Origin of the sequence: Neisseria sp. DTU_2021_1001991_1_SI_NGA_ILE_055 (assembly GCF_032342915.1) — a bacterium.
Taxonomy (GTDB): domain Bacteria; phylum Pseudomonadota; class Gammaproteobacteria; order Burkholderiales; family Neisseriaceae; genus Neisseria.
The window spans coordinates 1101254-1114319 of sequence record NZ_CP135440.1 but is presented as its reverse complement, the minus strand read 5'-3'; the positions used below and the strand labels follow the sequence as shown (position 1 = coordinate 1114319).

The following is a 13066-nucleotide window of genomic DNA, read 5'->3' as shown; positions in this document are numbered from 1 at the left end:
TTAGTAAAGGGTTTCAGACGGCCTTCATAATGCGTTCGATTTCGTGCCAAAAGCCGTCCGGCCGTAATTCCAAAACGGCAATCAAGCCTTGGTCGATACGGCGGATTTCGGTTTCGTTCAATGTTTCGGTTTCGGCGACACGCGCAGGGGCGAGATAGGCCATGCGGTCGAGCAGATGGTAGCGGGTTTCTTGGCGTTCAAACCCGTATTCCGCCCAATCTTGAATATAGACGCCGTGCCAGCCGTATGGATTAAGTGGCGGCTCAAAAGCATGGAAATCTTGCGGAAAAAATCCGATACCGCGCACGATGGAAGCCTGGAGCGGATTTTCAGGAAGGTCTTGTGCGACTAAGGTTGCTTTGCCTTGCGGCGTATGCAGCAGCTGGGATTGCTGCACCAATTTGGCGGCTTTGTCCGTCAGCGTGTCTTTAGGATTGAGGCCGCGCAGGTTTTGCACTTGGTCTCCGCCGTAGTATTTACACGCCAGCTCGATATGGTAGGGCTGTTGGTTGAGGGAAACGACAAAATCCGCAGCACCTAAAGTTTGGCCGTCTGAAAAAACGGTCAGATTATATGCGTGCAGTTTGGCATGCGGGGCGTTGGCAAACCAGAAAGCCAACAGCTCTTCAGCATAAATGCCGAGACGATGGCCGAACGGGGCGCGTTGGACAAGGTAATCTTTTAGCGGAGCGGGATCGGCGTCCAATGCCAAAAGGTAACGGAAACCGTGTTCCCCCAATAGTTCGCGCACGCTCAATTCGCAACCGCTTTGCCACAAAGGCGGCGCAGTCAGCAGCGAGGCGAGGTCGCGGACGGGTTGGCTGGTGAGTTTCCACCATAATGCGTCTAGGGCGTAATTCATGCTTATCCGAATATCAGTCATGCCGTCTGAAAAGCTTGTAATGTTTTCAGACGGCCTTAATCAGTCTTTTTTATGGATACGGTGGCTGACGGTATTGAAAAAACCGCGCAGGATGTCGATGTCTTCGGTTTGCGTGTTGGCGCGTCCGAACAGGCTCTGCATACGGCGCATCAGGCGTTCGCCGTTGCGGCGGTTGAAAAAGCCGATGTCGTTCATCACGCTTTCCATGTGGGCGACCATGCCTTTGATTTGCTCATGGGTTGCGGCGTGGTCTTCCTGTTGAAGATGGGTCATGGGCGAATCGGTTTGGCTGAAGATTTCGTAGCATACGACCTGCACGGCTTGGGCGAGGTTGAGCGAGAAATAGTCGGGGTTGCCGTTGATGGTCATCAGTCGGTTGCAGGCTTGGACTTCTTCGATGCTCAAGCCGAAAGTCTCGTTGCCGAAGACCAGAGCCACTTTCTCGCCGCGGTTGGCGGCCTGCAGTAATTCGGGCACCAACTCGCGCGGGGTTTGCAGCGGCGCAGTAATTTCGCGGCGGCGGCTGGTCAGGGCGCAGGCGATGGTGGTGTCGGCAAGGGCTTCGTCCAAAGAAGCGGCAATGGTGGCATTTTCCAAAACGTCTGCCGCGCCGGAAGCGAGGATGAAACTTTCTTCCGGTAATTTAAATGATTGCGGATGCTCCGGGTCGAACACGGGCGGATTTTCCGTCATCGGAGTTGCCATCAGATTGGGGGCGACGATGGTCAGTTTGTGCAGGCCCATCGTTTTCATGGCGCGCGCGGCGGAGCCGATATTGGAAGGATGGCTGGTGCGCGTGAGGATGATGCGGATGTTGTCCAGATAAGCGGGCAGGGCGGGTTTTTCGGAAGTCATGTTTTATTTTCTGTTTGTACGGGAATCAGGTATAATGTGCCATCTTTTTGTTTTCAGACGGCCTTTTTCCATGCCGTCTGAAATGTTCTTTAACAGCATCGGAAACGATTAACAGCCTCTTGTGTGCCATGTTCGGCGCATTAGGGCGTATTTTACCTGAATTAGGAAGAAAACCATGAATCCGTTTTTAAATACCGCTTTTAAAGCCGCCCGTAAAGCAGGGCAAATGATGATTCGCGCCGCCGGCAATCTGGATGCCGTCAAAGTAGACAGCAAAGCATTCAACGACTTCGTTTCCGATGTTGACCGCAGCTCCGAAATGATTTTGGTGGAAGCGCTCAAAGAAGCCTATCCGCATCACAAAATCACTTGCGAAGAAGGCGGCTCCCACGGTAAAGCCACCGCCGAGTACGAATGGATTATCGACCCGCTCGACGGCACAACCAACTTCCTCCACGGCCATCCCCAATACGCTATCTCTATGGCACTCCTGCACAAAGGCGTGTTGCAAGAAGCTTTGGTGTACGCACCTGAGCGCAACGACGTATATATGGCTTCCCGTGGCAAAGGCGCGTTGCTCAACGACCGTCGCATCCGCGTTTCCAACCGCATCGAATTGAACCGCTGCCTGATCGGTACAGGTTTCCCTGTTGTCGATCAAAGCATGATGGACAAGTATCTAGCGATTTTGAAAGATTTCTTGGCCAAAACCGCCGGCGGCCGTCGTGAAGGCGCGGCTTCTTTGGATTTGTGTGCCGTTGCGGCCGGCCGTTTGGACGGTTTCTTTGAGTTTAATCTCAAACCTTGGGATATTGCCGCCGGTGCATTGATTGTCCAAGAAGCAGGCGGTATCGTTACCGATATGTCCGGCAATGAAGGCTGGTTGGAAAGCGGCGACATTGTTGCTGCCAATCCTAAAGTATTGGCGCAAATGCTGAAAATTATTTCTGACCATCAATAAGCGTTTGTAGGGAACGGTCTGTATTTATCGTGGCAGGCCGGATTCTCAATAATCGGTAAAAGGCCGTCTGAAACCTGAAATAGGGTTTCAGACGGCCTTTTGTTTTGTTGTTAACGGGTTCGGATAAAAACTGAAAATACAGCTTTTAAAGAAAGCGTTTTTTAATTTTGTCTGTATTTTCTATTGCTTCGCAGTTATGATGTAGATTAGCTTGGCTGAAATAATGCCGCGTGCAATCATAAAAATAGAAAGCAGAGGAGAATAATGAAACGAGATTTTGAAGCAGTAAAACGCATTGTCATTAAGATTGGAACCAGCTCTTTGGTGTTGCCAAACGGTAAAATTAATTTGGCAAAAATCGACCAACTGGCCTTTGTCATTTCCAGCTTGGTCGGAAAGAGCAAAGAAATTGTGCTGGTGTCTTCCGGCGCGATGGGCTTTGGGCTGAATGTCCTCAATATGGAAAAACGTCCGGCGGAAATGGCGCAGCAACAGGCTGTTTCCAGCGTCGGCCAAGTGGCCATGATGAGCCTTTACTCGCAGATTTTTTCCCATTATCGGATGACGGTATCGCAAATTCTGCTGACGCGCGATGTGGTCGAATATCCGGAAAGTTTGGCAAACGTTACCAATGCCTTTGAATCCCTGCTTTCCATCGGCGTCATCCCTATTGTCAATGAAAACGATGCGGTCAGCGTGGACGAGATGGACCATGCGACCAAGTTCGGCGATAACGACCGCTTGTCGGCAGTTGTAGCGAAAATCGTTAAAGCCGATTTGTTGATTATGTTGTCCGATATCGACGGTTTGTTTGATAAAAATCCGGCCGTTCACGCCGATGCCAAGCTGCGCAGCCATGTTGCCGATATTACCGAAGAAATTATTGCTTCTGCCGGCGGCTCGGGCAGTAAGTTTGGTACGGGCGGCATGTTCAGTAAGATTAAGAGCGCGCAGATGATGTTTGAACATCACGGCCAGATGGTGTTGATGAACAGCGCCAATCCGCGCGATATTCTTCAGGTTTTAGATGGCGCGCCTATCGGAACGTGGTTTGCACAAGAGAAATAGGGAGGTTTGATGAACTATATCGAACAGTTGGGCAAGAATGCCCAAAAAGCCAGCAAAACGTTAATCAGCTTGGGAAGCTTGGAAAAAAACAATCTGCTGCGTCAGGTTGCAACGGCTTTGGTTGAACAGGCTGAGATGATTTTGGCAGAAAATGCCCGCGATTTGGCTGCTGCAAAAGAAAACGGCATTTCGGACATTATGCTCGACAGGCTGCGTTTGAATCACGAACGCATCAAAGGCATTGCGGAAGGCGTTGAGCAGGTTGCCGATTTGCAGGACCCGATTGGGCAGATTGTCCGTGGCTATACCAATTTGGACGGTTTGAAAATTGTTCAAAAACGCGTGCCTTTGGGCGTGGTTGCCATGATTTTTGAAAGCCGCCCCAATGTTTCGGTCGATGCGTTTTCTCTGGCCTTTAAAACCGGCAATGCCATTATTTTGCGCGGCGGCCGCGATGCCATTTATTCCAATACCGCATTGATTGCCGTCATCAGGCAGACTTTGGTACAAGCGGGAATGGATGCCGATGTGGTGCAGCTGGTCGAAGATACCAGTCATGCCGCTGCCGAGGAATTGATGCAGGCGGTTGATTATATTGATGTACTGATTCCTCGCGGTGGCGCGCGCTTGATTCAGACGGTGAAAGAGAAATCGAAAGTTCCCGTCATTGAAACCGGAGTCGGTAATTGCCATATTTATGTGGATGACAGTGCCGATTTGGAGATGGCGGCCGATATCGTCGTTAATGCGAAAACGCAGCGTCCGAGCGTGTGTAATGCCGCGGAGTCTTTGGTTGTCCACGAAAAGATAGCGGAAGTGTTTTTGCCCAAACTGGAAGAAGCCGTTGCCAAAGTGCATCCGGTCGAATTTAGAGCCGATCAGGAAGCATTGCGTATGTTTAAAAATGCTGTTTTGGCAACCGAGGAAGATTACAAGACTGAGTTTCTTGACTATATTATGTCGGTTAAAACGGTAAAATCGGTGGAAGAAGCCGTCGATTGGATTAACGGCCATACGACGCATCACTCGGAAGCGATTGTGACCCAAAGTATTGCCCATGCCGAGTTTTTCCAAGAAAGCATTGATGCGGCGGCGGTTTATGTCAATGCATCCACTCGGTTTACCGACGGCTTTGTGTTCGGATTGGGCGCGGAAATCGGGATTTCCACCCAAAAAATGCACGCCCGCGGCCCGATGGGTTTGGAAGCGCTGACTTCGACCAAGTTCTACATCAACGGCAACGGTCAGATCCGACGTTGATAAACGCCCCTCAACTTCATCAATTTGCGTATAATGGCGGGAAATTTGATTTTTCCCGAACAACCGATTTAGCAAAAAGGAACACACCATGTCCTCTATCCACGATCAAATCAAAGAAGTCGTTACCACACACCGCGTCGTATTGTTCATGAAAGGCACGAAGCAATTCCCGCAATGCGGCTTCTCTTCCCGTGCCGTACAAATCCTGAATGCGGCAGGTTGCACCGACTATGTAACCGTCAACGTATTGGAAAACGATGCCGTACGCCAAGGCATTAAAGAATACAGCGACTGGCCGACTATTCCTCAACTGTACGTTAACGGCGAATTTGTCGGCGGCTCCGACATTTTGATGGAAATGTACGAAGCCGGCGAACTGCAAGAATTGCTGAAAGCTTAAGCATTTTAAATATTTACGCAATGTAAAATTGTTGACAAAGGCCGTCTGAAACCCTGATTCAGACGGCCTTTCGCATGAGTACGCACTTTGCGCGCCATGCGAAAAAAAGTATAATCCCCCTCCATCAACGCAATTCGGAAAATCAACATGAACGTTACCGTTATCAACCACCCTTTAGTCCGCCACAAACTCACGCTGATGCGTGAAGCGGATTGCAGCACTTACAAATTCCGCACGCTTACCACCGAGTTGGCACGTCTGATGGCATATGAAGCCAGCCGTGACTTTGAAATTGAGAAATATATTATTGACGGCTGGTGCGGCTCTATCGAAGGCGACCGTATCAAAGGCAAAACGCTGACCGTCGTCCCGATTTTGCGTGCCGGTTTGGGTATGCTCGACGGCGTACTCGACCTGATTCCGACTGCCAAAATCAGCGTTGTCGGCTTGCAGCGCGATGAAGAAACTTTGAAACCGGTTTCTTATTTTGAAAAATTTGTCGACAGTATGGACGAACGTCCCGCGCTGATTATCGACCCAATGTTGGCGACCGGCGGCTCTATGGTTGCCACCATCGACCTTTTGAAAGCCAAAGGTTGCCGCAACATCAAAGCATTGGTATTGGTTGCCGCACCGGAAGGCGTGAAAGCCGTCAACGAGGCGCATCCTGATGTAACCATTTACACTGCCGCGCTCGACAGCCACTTGAACGAACACGGCTACATCATCCCCGGTTTGGGCGATGCCGGCGATAAGATTTTCGGTACACGTTAATTGAAATGTTTAAGGCCGTCTGAAAAGTGTCAAACTCAACTTTCAGACGGCCTTGTTATATGGTTTGCTTTAACACCCACATCAGAAAGGACAATCATGAGCTTCCAAGATAATCTGGCCACCATGCCTGCCATCGATCATTTAAGCGGCTTGGATATTCTCGACAAAGAGGGCAATGTGGTTCATCACATTCCCAATGCACCCGGCAAACAAGGCTCGCTCAAGCTTTACCATGCTTTGGCGCAAGAGTTTGGCGGTAAACTTGACGCAGCGGCGGCAGAACGCGGCCTGGCATGGTTCGCCGAACATGTTGCCGATGCCGAAGCCAATCCGGGCAAACATCCGAATATTGATTTGCTGTTTAAAGTGAAAGCTGAAAATGCCAGCCTGACTTTGAAACCATTGGCTGCTTAATGAATACAAAAAAGGCCGTCTGAAAATTGTTTTCAGACGGCCTTTTTATATGCTTAAAACCTTAAGCGATAGAAGCTTCAACGAATGCAGTCAGTTGGCCTTTAGCCAATGCACCGACTTTAGTGGCAACGTTTTCGCCGTTTTTGAACACCATCAGGGTAGGGATGCCGCGAACGCCGAATTTGGCAGGAGTGGCTTCATTGTCGTCGATGTTGATTTTAACGACTTTCAGACGGCCTTGGAATTCGGAGGCAATGTCGTCCAAGATTGGGGCGATCATTTTGCAAGGGCCACACCATGGTGCCCAGAAGTCCAGCAATACAGGTACGTCGGATTTCAAAACGTCTTGTTCGAAGCTGGCATCGCTGGCGTGAATAATCAATTCGCTGCTCATGTTTGTTTCCTTTTGAATCGGGATTAAAAATATGTTGTTCAGGATAGTGGCAGACAGGGAAAATTTCAAGTGCCGCCACTAGGTAATAGTTTTTTTGAAATGCGCCTATCGTAATCCTTAAAGATTCAGACGGCCTCTTGGACCATGTGGCCGGAGTGGGCAATCAAATGGCGCGTGTAGTCGCTGGCCGGATTGGCAAACACGCTTTCGCATTCGCCCTCTTCAACGACTTGACCGTCTTTCAATACCATTACGCGGTGGGAAATGGCGCGGATGACGGCGAGGTCGTGGCTGATGATGATGAAGGCGAGGCCGTATTCTTTTTGCAGGCCGCTGAGCAATTCAAGGATTTGTTGTTGCCATTGGACATCGAGCGCGCTGGTTGGTTCGTCCAATACGAGGATTTTCGGGCGGACAATGATGGCGCGTGCGATGGCGAGGCGTTGGCGTTGGCCGCCGGAGAATGCGTGCGGATAGCGTTCAAGTGCGTCTTCGGGCAGGCCGACTTGTTTGAGGACTTCTTCGACGCGGCGGCGCATTTCTTCACGCGGCATTTCAGGTTCGTGCACGCGTAAGGCTTCGGAAACGGTATCAAAGACATTCATGCGCGGATTGAATGCGCCGAACGGGTCTTGGAACACCATTTGGATTTCGCGTCTCAATTCGCGTTTCCATGGCTCGCCGTTGACAATCAGACTGCCTTCGGAGTCGATAAGGTGCATAACGGCTTTGGCCAGTGTAGTTTTGCCGCTGCCGCTTTCGCCGATGATGCCTAAGGTTTCGCCGGATTTGAGGTCGAAAGAAATGGGGTTGAGAATGGTTTTGTCGCGTTTTTTAAACCAACCGTCCGATTCTTTGACGGAAAAGGCGACGTGTTCGGCCTTGAGTACGGTGGCCGGGTTTTCAGGCAAGGGGGCGACGCGGCGTGTTGTGCCGGCATTGAGCAGCATTTTGGTGTATTCGTGCTGCGGATTGGCGAAGACTTCGGCGGCTTCGCCGGTTTCGAGGATGCGGCCGTTACGCATAACGGCGATGTCGTCGGCAAAACGGCGCACGAGGTTTAAGTCGTGCGTAATGTAGAGCATGGTCATGCCGTGGTCTTCCTGCAGGCGCGAGAGCAGGTCGAGAATTTGGGCTTGGACGGCAACGTCTAATGCGGTGGTCGGTTCGTCGGCAATCAGGAGCTTGGGTTGGGCGGATACGGCCATGGCAATCATGGCGCGCTGGCGTTGACCGCCGGAAAGTTGGAACGGATAAGCCTGGGCTTTTTGCTCGGGTTGGTGGATGCCGGTTTCGTCTAGGAGTTCGATGGCGCGCGCCCATGCCTGTTTTTTATCCAAACCCAAATGCAGGGTCAGGACTTCGGCGATTTGTTCGCCGACGCGCATAACGGGGTTGAGGGCGGTCATGGGTTCTTGAAACACCATGCCGATTTCGCAGCCGCGCAGCTTTTGCAGGGCGCGTTCGGGCTGGGTCAGCAGATCGGTTCCGCAATATTTCAGACGGCCTTCAAAGCTAACCATCGGATTCAGGCGCATGATGCCTTGCGACAATACGGTTTTGCCGCTACCGCTCTCGCCGACCAATGCCAGCTTGCGGCCGGGTTGCAAGGTCAGGTTGATATTGTGCAGGACTTGCTTGCTCGGAAAGGAGCCGTTTAGGTTTTCGATTTCGAGTATAGGTGTCGTCATGGTCGTGGCCGTCTGAAAAGGTTTGTGGAATACAGGTTGTTTTCAGACGGCCTGCATGAATCAAGAGGCCGTCTGAAACAGCGGTTTAGTCTTGAAACTGTTCTTTGAGTTTGCGTTTTAACACTTTGCCGGTGGCATTGCGCGGCAGCTCGTCTTGGAAGACGATTTGTTTAGGGATTTTAAAGTTTGCCAACAGGCCGCGCAGGTGGCTGCGGACTTCGGCTTCTTCCAGTTTCATGCCTTCTTTGAGTTGGATAAAGGCAATGATTTCTTCATCGGCGTATTGGTCTTTCACACCGATGACGGCGGCGGCTTCCACGGCATCGAGTTTGTAAATGGCTTCTTCGATTTCGCGCGGATAGACGTTTTGGCCTTTGGAGATAATCAGGTCTTTTTTGCGGTCGACGATGAAGATGAAGCCGTCTTCGTCTATGGTGACGAAGTCGCCGGTTTTCAGCCAACCGTTGACGATGGTTTCATCTGTGGCGTCAGGCATATTGAGGTAGCCCTGCATGACCGATCCGCCTTTGATGATGAGTTCGCCCACTTTGCCGCGCGGCACTTCGACCAATTCGTCATCGACGGCTTTCACGGTCAGGCCAGGCAGGGCGACGCCGACGCTGGCGGTTTTTTGGCGCTCAGGCGTATTGACAGCAACAACGGGCGAGCATTCGCTCAGGCCGTAGCCTTCCAGTAATTTGGCGCGCGGGAATTTGGCTTTGAAGTCGTCAATGGTTTGTCCGGCCAAAGGCGCGCCGCCGCTGATAAACAGACGGACGCGGTTGAACCATCTGAAATACCAAGGAATTTTGGCTTTGCTCATGGCAGTGTAAATAGCCGGTACGCCGAGGAAAATGGTAGCGCGTTTGAGCAAAACCTGTTTCAACACGTTGGAGAACGGGAAGACGGATTTAACCAAAATAATCGAGCAGGCTTGATATATCGGCAGCAAAACCATGGCGGTCAGCGTAAAGCTGTGGAACATGGGCAAGAAGACGACAAAGCGGTCTTTGCTTGAAATTTGGAAAATTTGTTCGATGCCCGAAAGGTTGGAAAACAGGTTGCTGTAACTGATTAATGCGCCTTTGGGATGGCCGGTTGTGCCGGAGGTGTAGATAATGTGCGCCAAATCGTTGACAGACGGCTGACGGCTCAGATTCGGCTTGCCGGGGAATGTGCGTGCGGCATCGAAATAGCTGTCTTCGCCACTGGCGGCGTTGGTTTCACCAATCCAGATGATTTTATTGACTTTGGTTTTAGCTTTAATGTTTTTGAGTTCTTTGGCCAACGGCGCGGAGGCAAACATAAAGCGTGCGTCGCAGTCATTGAGGATGTAGGAAAATTCTTCGCTTTTCAAAAAGACGTTGAGTGGGACGGCTACCGCACCGATGGAAGTAATGGCGAAATAGGCGGCAATAAATTCGGGAGAGTTGGAAACGACAAGGGCGACTCTGTCGCCATATTGTACGCCTTGGTGTTGCAGATAGGCTGCGACGGTTTCTACTTCGCATTTGAGGGAGGAATAGCTGATTTTTTCTTTGTCGTTGAAAATGACTGTGCCTTTACCGTTTTTTTTGCAGGCTGCAGTCAGCATAGCGTAAAAATTAGGGTGGGTGTGCATTTCGGAGTTTGTGTCCATATTGTGTCGATGGGTGTACGGTTTCGATGAACCGTTTATTTCGAAGGATAGGTTTTACATCCTATCGGTAAAATAAGCAAGAGGCCGTCTGAAAATACTTTCAGACGGCCTCTTGCTTTGTCGGGCTTAGGAAAGTAATATTTTGAATTTAAACTTATTTATTGTTTTGATGGAAATATTTCCATTCTTCTAAGGTCCGGCCGTTCGGAAGATGGCACAAGCCGATTTTGTTGTCGTTTCTGTCTTGAGCCATTTTGAGTTTGCCGCTGCGTTTGAGGCAAAACCGATGGTAGAAAGCCTTAGAACTAGCCGTTGTTCAGACGGCTGTCGGGTACTTTCTTAAACAGGCGATAGAAATTGTCGCTGGTGTTTTGTGCCAATGTTTCCAAGCTCTCGCCGCGCAGATTGGCTACGAATTCGGCTGTATAGCGGACGTAGGACGGCTCGTTTTGTTTGCCGCGTTTGGGAACCGGCGCGAGGAAGGGGGCATCGGTTTCTACCAAGATTCTATCGGCAGGGACGTATTTGGCGGCTTCCTGAATCAGCGGCGCGTTTTTAAATGTCACAATACCGGAGAAGGAAATGTATAACCCTAAATCTAAAGCGGCTTTGGCAAAGGCGACGTCTTCGGAGAAGCAGTGGATCACGCCGGAGTTGGTGTGGCACTCTTTCAAAATCCGCAACGTGTCTTCGGCCGCATCGCGCGTGTGGACGATAACGGGCAGGCCGCTTTCGTTGGCGGCTTGGATGTGGTCGGCAAAGCGTTGATGCTGCCATGACAAATCGCCTTTACACCAGTAATAGTCCAAACCGGTTTCGCCGATGCCGACGATTTTGAGATGTTTGGCCGCTTCTACCATTTCGGCAACGGTAAATTCCTCCGCTTCTTGGCTGTCAGGATGTACGCCGATGGTGCAGTAGATGTGGTCGTGCGCCTGGGCAATGTCGAAGACTTCGGCAAAACTTTGTTTGCTGACGCTGATGGCAAGCGCTTGTTTGACGCTTTGCGCTTCCATATTGGCAAAGACTTCGGGCAGGCGGTCTTTTAGGCCGTCAAAGTTGAGATGGCAATGTGAATCGATTAAATGCATGGTATTACAGGGTAAAAGTAGTACGGTCGCTGCGCAGGCGCGGGCCGAGCTCGGCTTCGATCAGGTTTTTTGCCTGCTGGCAGCTTTCGTGTTCGGAGAAGGCAAGGCCTACGCCTTTGGGGCGGTGGGCCGAGGTGCGCGCCGGATTGATCCAAACGACTTTGGTTGGCAGGAAGCGTTTGGGATAGTCGGCGATTTCGACGGCCAAGAGAATGTCTTCGCCTAGGGAGAATACGTCATCGGTCGGCACGAACAGGCCGCCGTGTTCTAAAAACGGCATATAGCAGTTGTACAACAGATTGGGGTCTTTGAGTTGCAAAGCCAACATCTTCGCCGGAATGTCTTTTTTATTCATCATTTATTACCTGTTAGGGTTTGTTTTGCCAAAAATCTAAATATTCGATAAGCAGATACTCAAGTTGCATTTTAACACTCAAGGTATGGTATCCGTAAGGGTTGAGCGCGTTCAGACGGCCCAATAGGGCAAACAGCCTGCGTGAATCGGTTTTAGAGGCCGTCTGAAGCAGGGCTTGGGCATGGTGCGGATAATAAAGCGGCGCCATGCTTTGTTGTGCCAAGCCGACATCTGTCAGCCACTTTTGCAGCCAGTCGATGAAAACGGCCAGCGGTTGTTTTTGTTTGTCGAACGCAGCGGCGTAGTCGAGTATGGCCAACAGGCGCGGGGCGGCCAGCAACGTCAGCAATTCTTCGCGCAATGCGTCCAATTCGGGAGCCGGTGTGAATAAAGGCGCGCCGCTGTGGAATGCCAACAAGGCTTCGGCATTTTCCACACCCTGTTGGCGCAGATATGCCGCAGCTTGTTCATGGGTCGGCGAGGGCAGCACCATCTGGCGGCAACGACTTTTGATGGTGGGGAGGAGTTTGTCGCGAGCATGGGTAACGAGCAGGAAAACGACGTGTTGCGGCGGCTCTTCCAGAGCTTTTAACAAACTGTTTGCCGCCTGTGTATTCATGCTTTCCGCCGGATGTACCAATACCACGCGCAGGCCGCCACGGACAGCGGTCAGGTAAATGTTTTCCACAATATCGCGCACGGCATCGATTTTGATTTGCAGGAGTTTGCGTCCTATTGCCTCGCCTTCGGGAATTTCCGGCGTGAGTTCGTAAAAGTCGGGATGCGTGTTTTGGCTGAACAAATGGCACGAAGCGCACTCACCGCAGGGTTCATGACCGGACTTGGGCGATTCGCACAGCAATGCCTGCGCGACAAAGCGGGCAAACTCGGTTTTGCCGGTATTTTCTTTGCCGGTAAACAGCCAGGCGTTGGGACGGTTTTGCCAATGGGCGGCGAGCTGTTGCCATTGGGTTTCATGCCATGGATAAATCATATCGTTCGGGAACTATAAGGTAGGTGGTTATTATACGCTCAGGCCGTCTGAAAAAGTTTTCAGACGGCCTTTTATTAACTGCCTAAAAATTAATCAAATATCGTTTTGTTTTGAAATATCAAACATTAAGCCGACTTATTCACAGCCTTTACACACGCTTGTTTGGGGAAAATGTGCATTTTGTCCGGCGGTAAAGTTGTGCTTAAAATTTAGGCAGTCCTGTTTTTTAATGTTAAATCAGACAGTAATCTGATTTATGCACAAGCTGTCCACGAGATTGAACAGGG

15 protein-coding genes are annotated in these 13066 nt (G+C 50.8%); 6 read left to right on the top strand and 9 right to left on the bottom strand.

Annotated features, from left to right (window positions below; translation table 11 throughout):
- Positions 1–13: 13 nt before the first annotated feature.
- Both RRV97_RS05265 and RRV97_RS05260 read right to left on the bottom strand, forming a co-directional pair.
- Complete coding sequence (locus tag RRV97_RS05265; protein ID WP_315612176.1) at positions 14–883, bottom strand: DUF1853 family protein; 870 nt, start codon at positions 881–883, stop codon at positions 14–16.
- Positions 884–922: 39 nt separating this feature from the next.
- Positions 923–1738 carry an RNA methyltransferase gene (locus RRV97_RS05260; RefSeq protein ID WP_107768798.1) on the bottom strand — a complete coding sequence of 272 codons (816 nt, stop codon included), beginning with the start codon at positions 1736–1738 and terminating at the stop codon, positions 923–925.
- A 175-nt stretch (positions 1739–1913) separates the two neighbouring features.
- Here RRV97_RS05260 and RRV97_RS05255 point away from each other — a divergent pair, with 175 nt between their 5' ends.
- The 6 genes from RRV97_RS05255 to RRV97_RS05230 all read left to right on the top strand — a co-directional run bounded on the left by RRV97_RS05255 (position 1914) and on the right by RRV97_RS05230 (position 6615).
- On the top strand, positions 1914–2699 hold the full coding sequence (locus tag RRV97_RS05255; protein ID WP_049344131.1) for an inositol monophosphatase family protein: 786 nt from the start codon (positions 1914–1916) through the stop codon (positions 2697–2699).
- 264 nt (positions 2700–2963) lie between these two features.
- Entirely contained in the window at positions 2964–3767 is an 804-nt protein-coding gene (proB, locus tag RRV97_RS05250; RefSeq protein WP_315612175.1) for a glutamate 5-kinase, read from the top strand.
- Positions 3768–3776: 9 nt separating this feature from the next.
- Positions 3777–5027, top strand: coding sequence for a glutamate-5-semialdehyde dehydrogenase (locus RRV97_RS05245; RefSeq protein ID WP_410505883.1), 1251 nt, complete (start codon positions 3777–3779; stop codon positions 5025–5027).
- A gap of 88 nt (positions 5028–5115) precedes the next feature.
- On the top strand, positions 5116–5427 hold the full coding sequence (gene grxD / locus RRV97_RS05240; protein ID WP_003681608.1) for a Grx4 family monothiol glutaredoxin: 312 nt from the start codon (positions 5116–5118) through the stop codon (positions 5425–5427).
- A 147-nt stretch (positions 5428–5574) separates the two neighbouring features.
- Complete coding sequence (gene upp / locus RRV97_RS05235; protein WP_003746048.1) at positions 5575–6201, top strand: uracil phosphoribosyltransferase; 627 nt, start codon at positions 5575–5577, stop codon at positions 6199–6201.
- Positions 6202–6297: 96 nt separating this feature from the next.
- Complete coding sequence (locus RRV97_RS05230) at positions 6298–6615, top strand: DUF2322 family protein (RefSeq protein WP_315612173.1); 318 nt, start codon at positions 6298–6300, stop codon at positions 6613–6615.
- 61 nt (positions 6616–6676) lie between these two features.
- Here the strand turns inward: RRV97_RS05230 and trxA are convergent, their stop codons facing one another.
- From trxA to RRV97_RS05200, 7 genes are all read right to left on the bottom strand, one after another.
- A complete protein-coding gene (gene trxA / locus RRV97_RS05225; protein WP_003681479.1) occupies positions 6677–7009 on the bottom strand; it encodes a thioredoxin TrxA in 333 nt (110 codons plus the stop codon).
- A gap of 125 nt (positions 7010–7134) precedes the next feature.
- Positions 7135–8700, bottom strand: a complete 1566-nt coding sequence (locus tag RRV97_RS05220) for a dipeptide ABC transporter ATP-binding protein (RefSeq protein WP_315612172.1) — start codon at positions 8698–8700, stop codon at positions 7135–7137.
- Between the two features lie 85 nt (positions 8701–8785).
- Positions 8786–10339: a fatty acid--CoA ligase gene (locus tag RRV97_RS05215; protein ID WP_315612171.1), complete on the bottom strand. Its 1554-nt coding sequence runs from the start codon at positions 10337–10339 to the stop codon at positions 8786–8788.
- Between the two features lie 154 nt (positions 10340–10493).
- Positions 10494–10592 (bottom strand): DUF333 domain-containing protein, encoded by a 99-nt coding sequence (locus tag RRV97_RS11490; RefSeq protein ID WP_410505882.1) that lies wholly within the window; start codon positions 10590–10592, stop codon positions 10494–10496.
- A gap of 52 nt (positions 10593–10644) precedes the next feature.
- On the bottom strand, positions 10645–11430 hold the full coding sequence (locus RRV97_RS05210; RefSeq protein WP_315612170.1) for a TatD family hydrolase: 786 nt from the start codon (positions 11428–11430) through the stop codon (positions 10645–10647).
- A gap of 4 nt (positions 11431–11434) precedes the next feature.
- Positions 11435–11788: a PilZ domain-containing protein gene (locus RRV97_RS05205; RefSeq protein WP_003746058.1), complete on the bottom strand. Its 354-nt coding sequence runs from the start codon at positions 11786–11788 to the stop codon at positions 11435–11437.
- 10 nt (positions 11789–11798) lie between these two features.
- Positions 11799–12779, bottom strand: a complete 981-nt coding sequence (locus RRV97_RS05200; protein WP_315612169.1) for a DNA polymerase III subunit delta' — start codon at positions 12777–12779, stop codon at positions 11799–11801.
- Positions 12780–13066 lie beyond the last annotated feature (287 nt).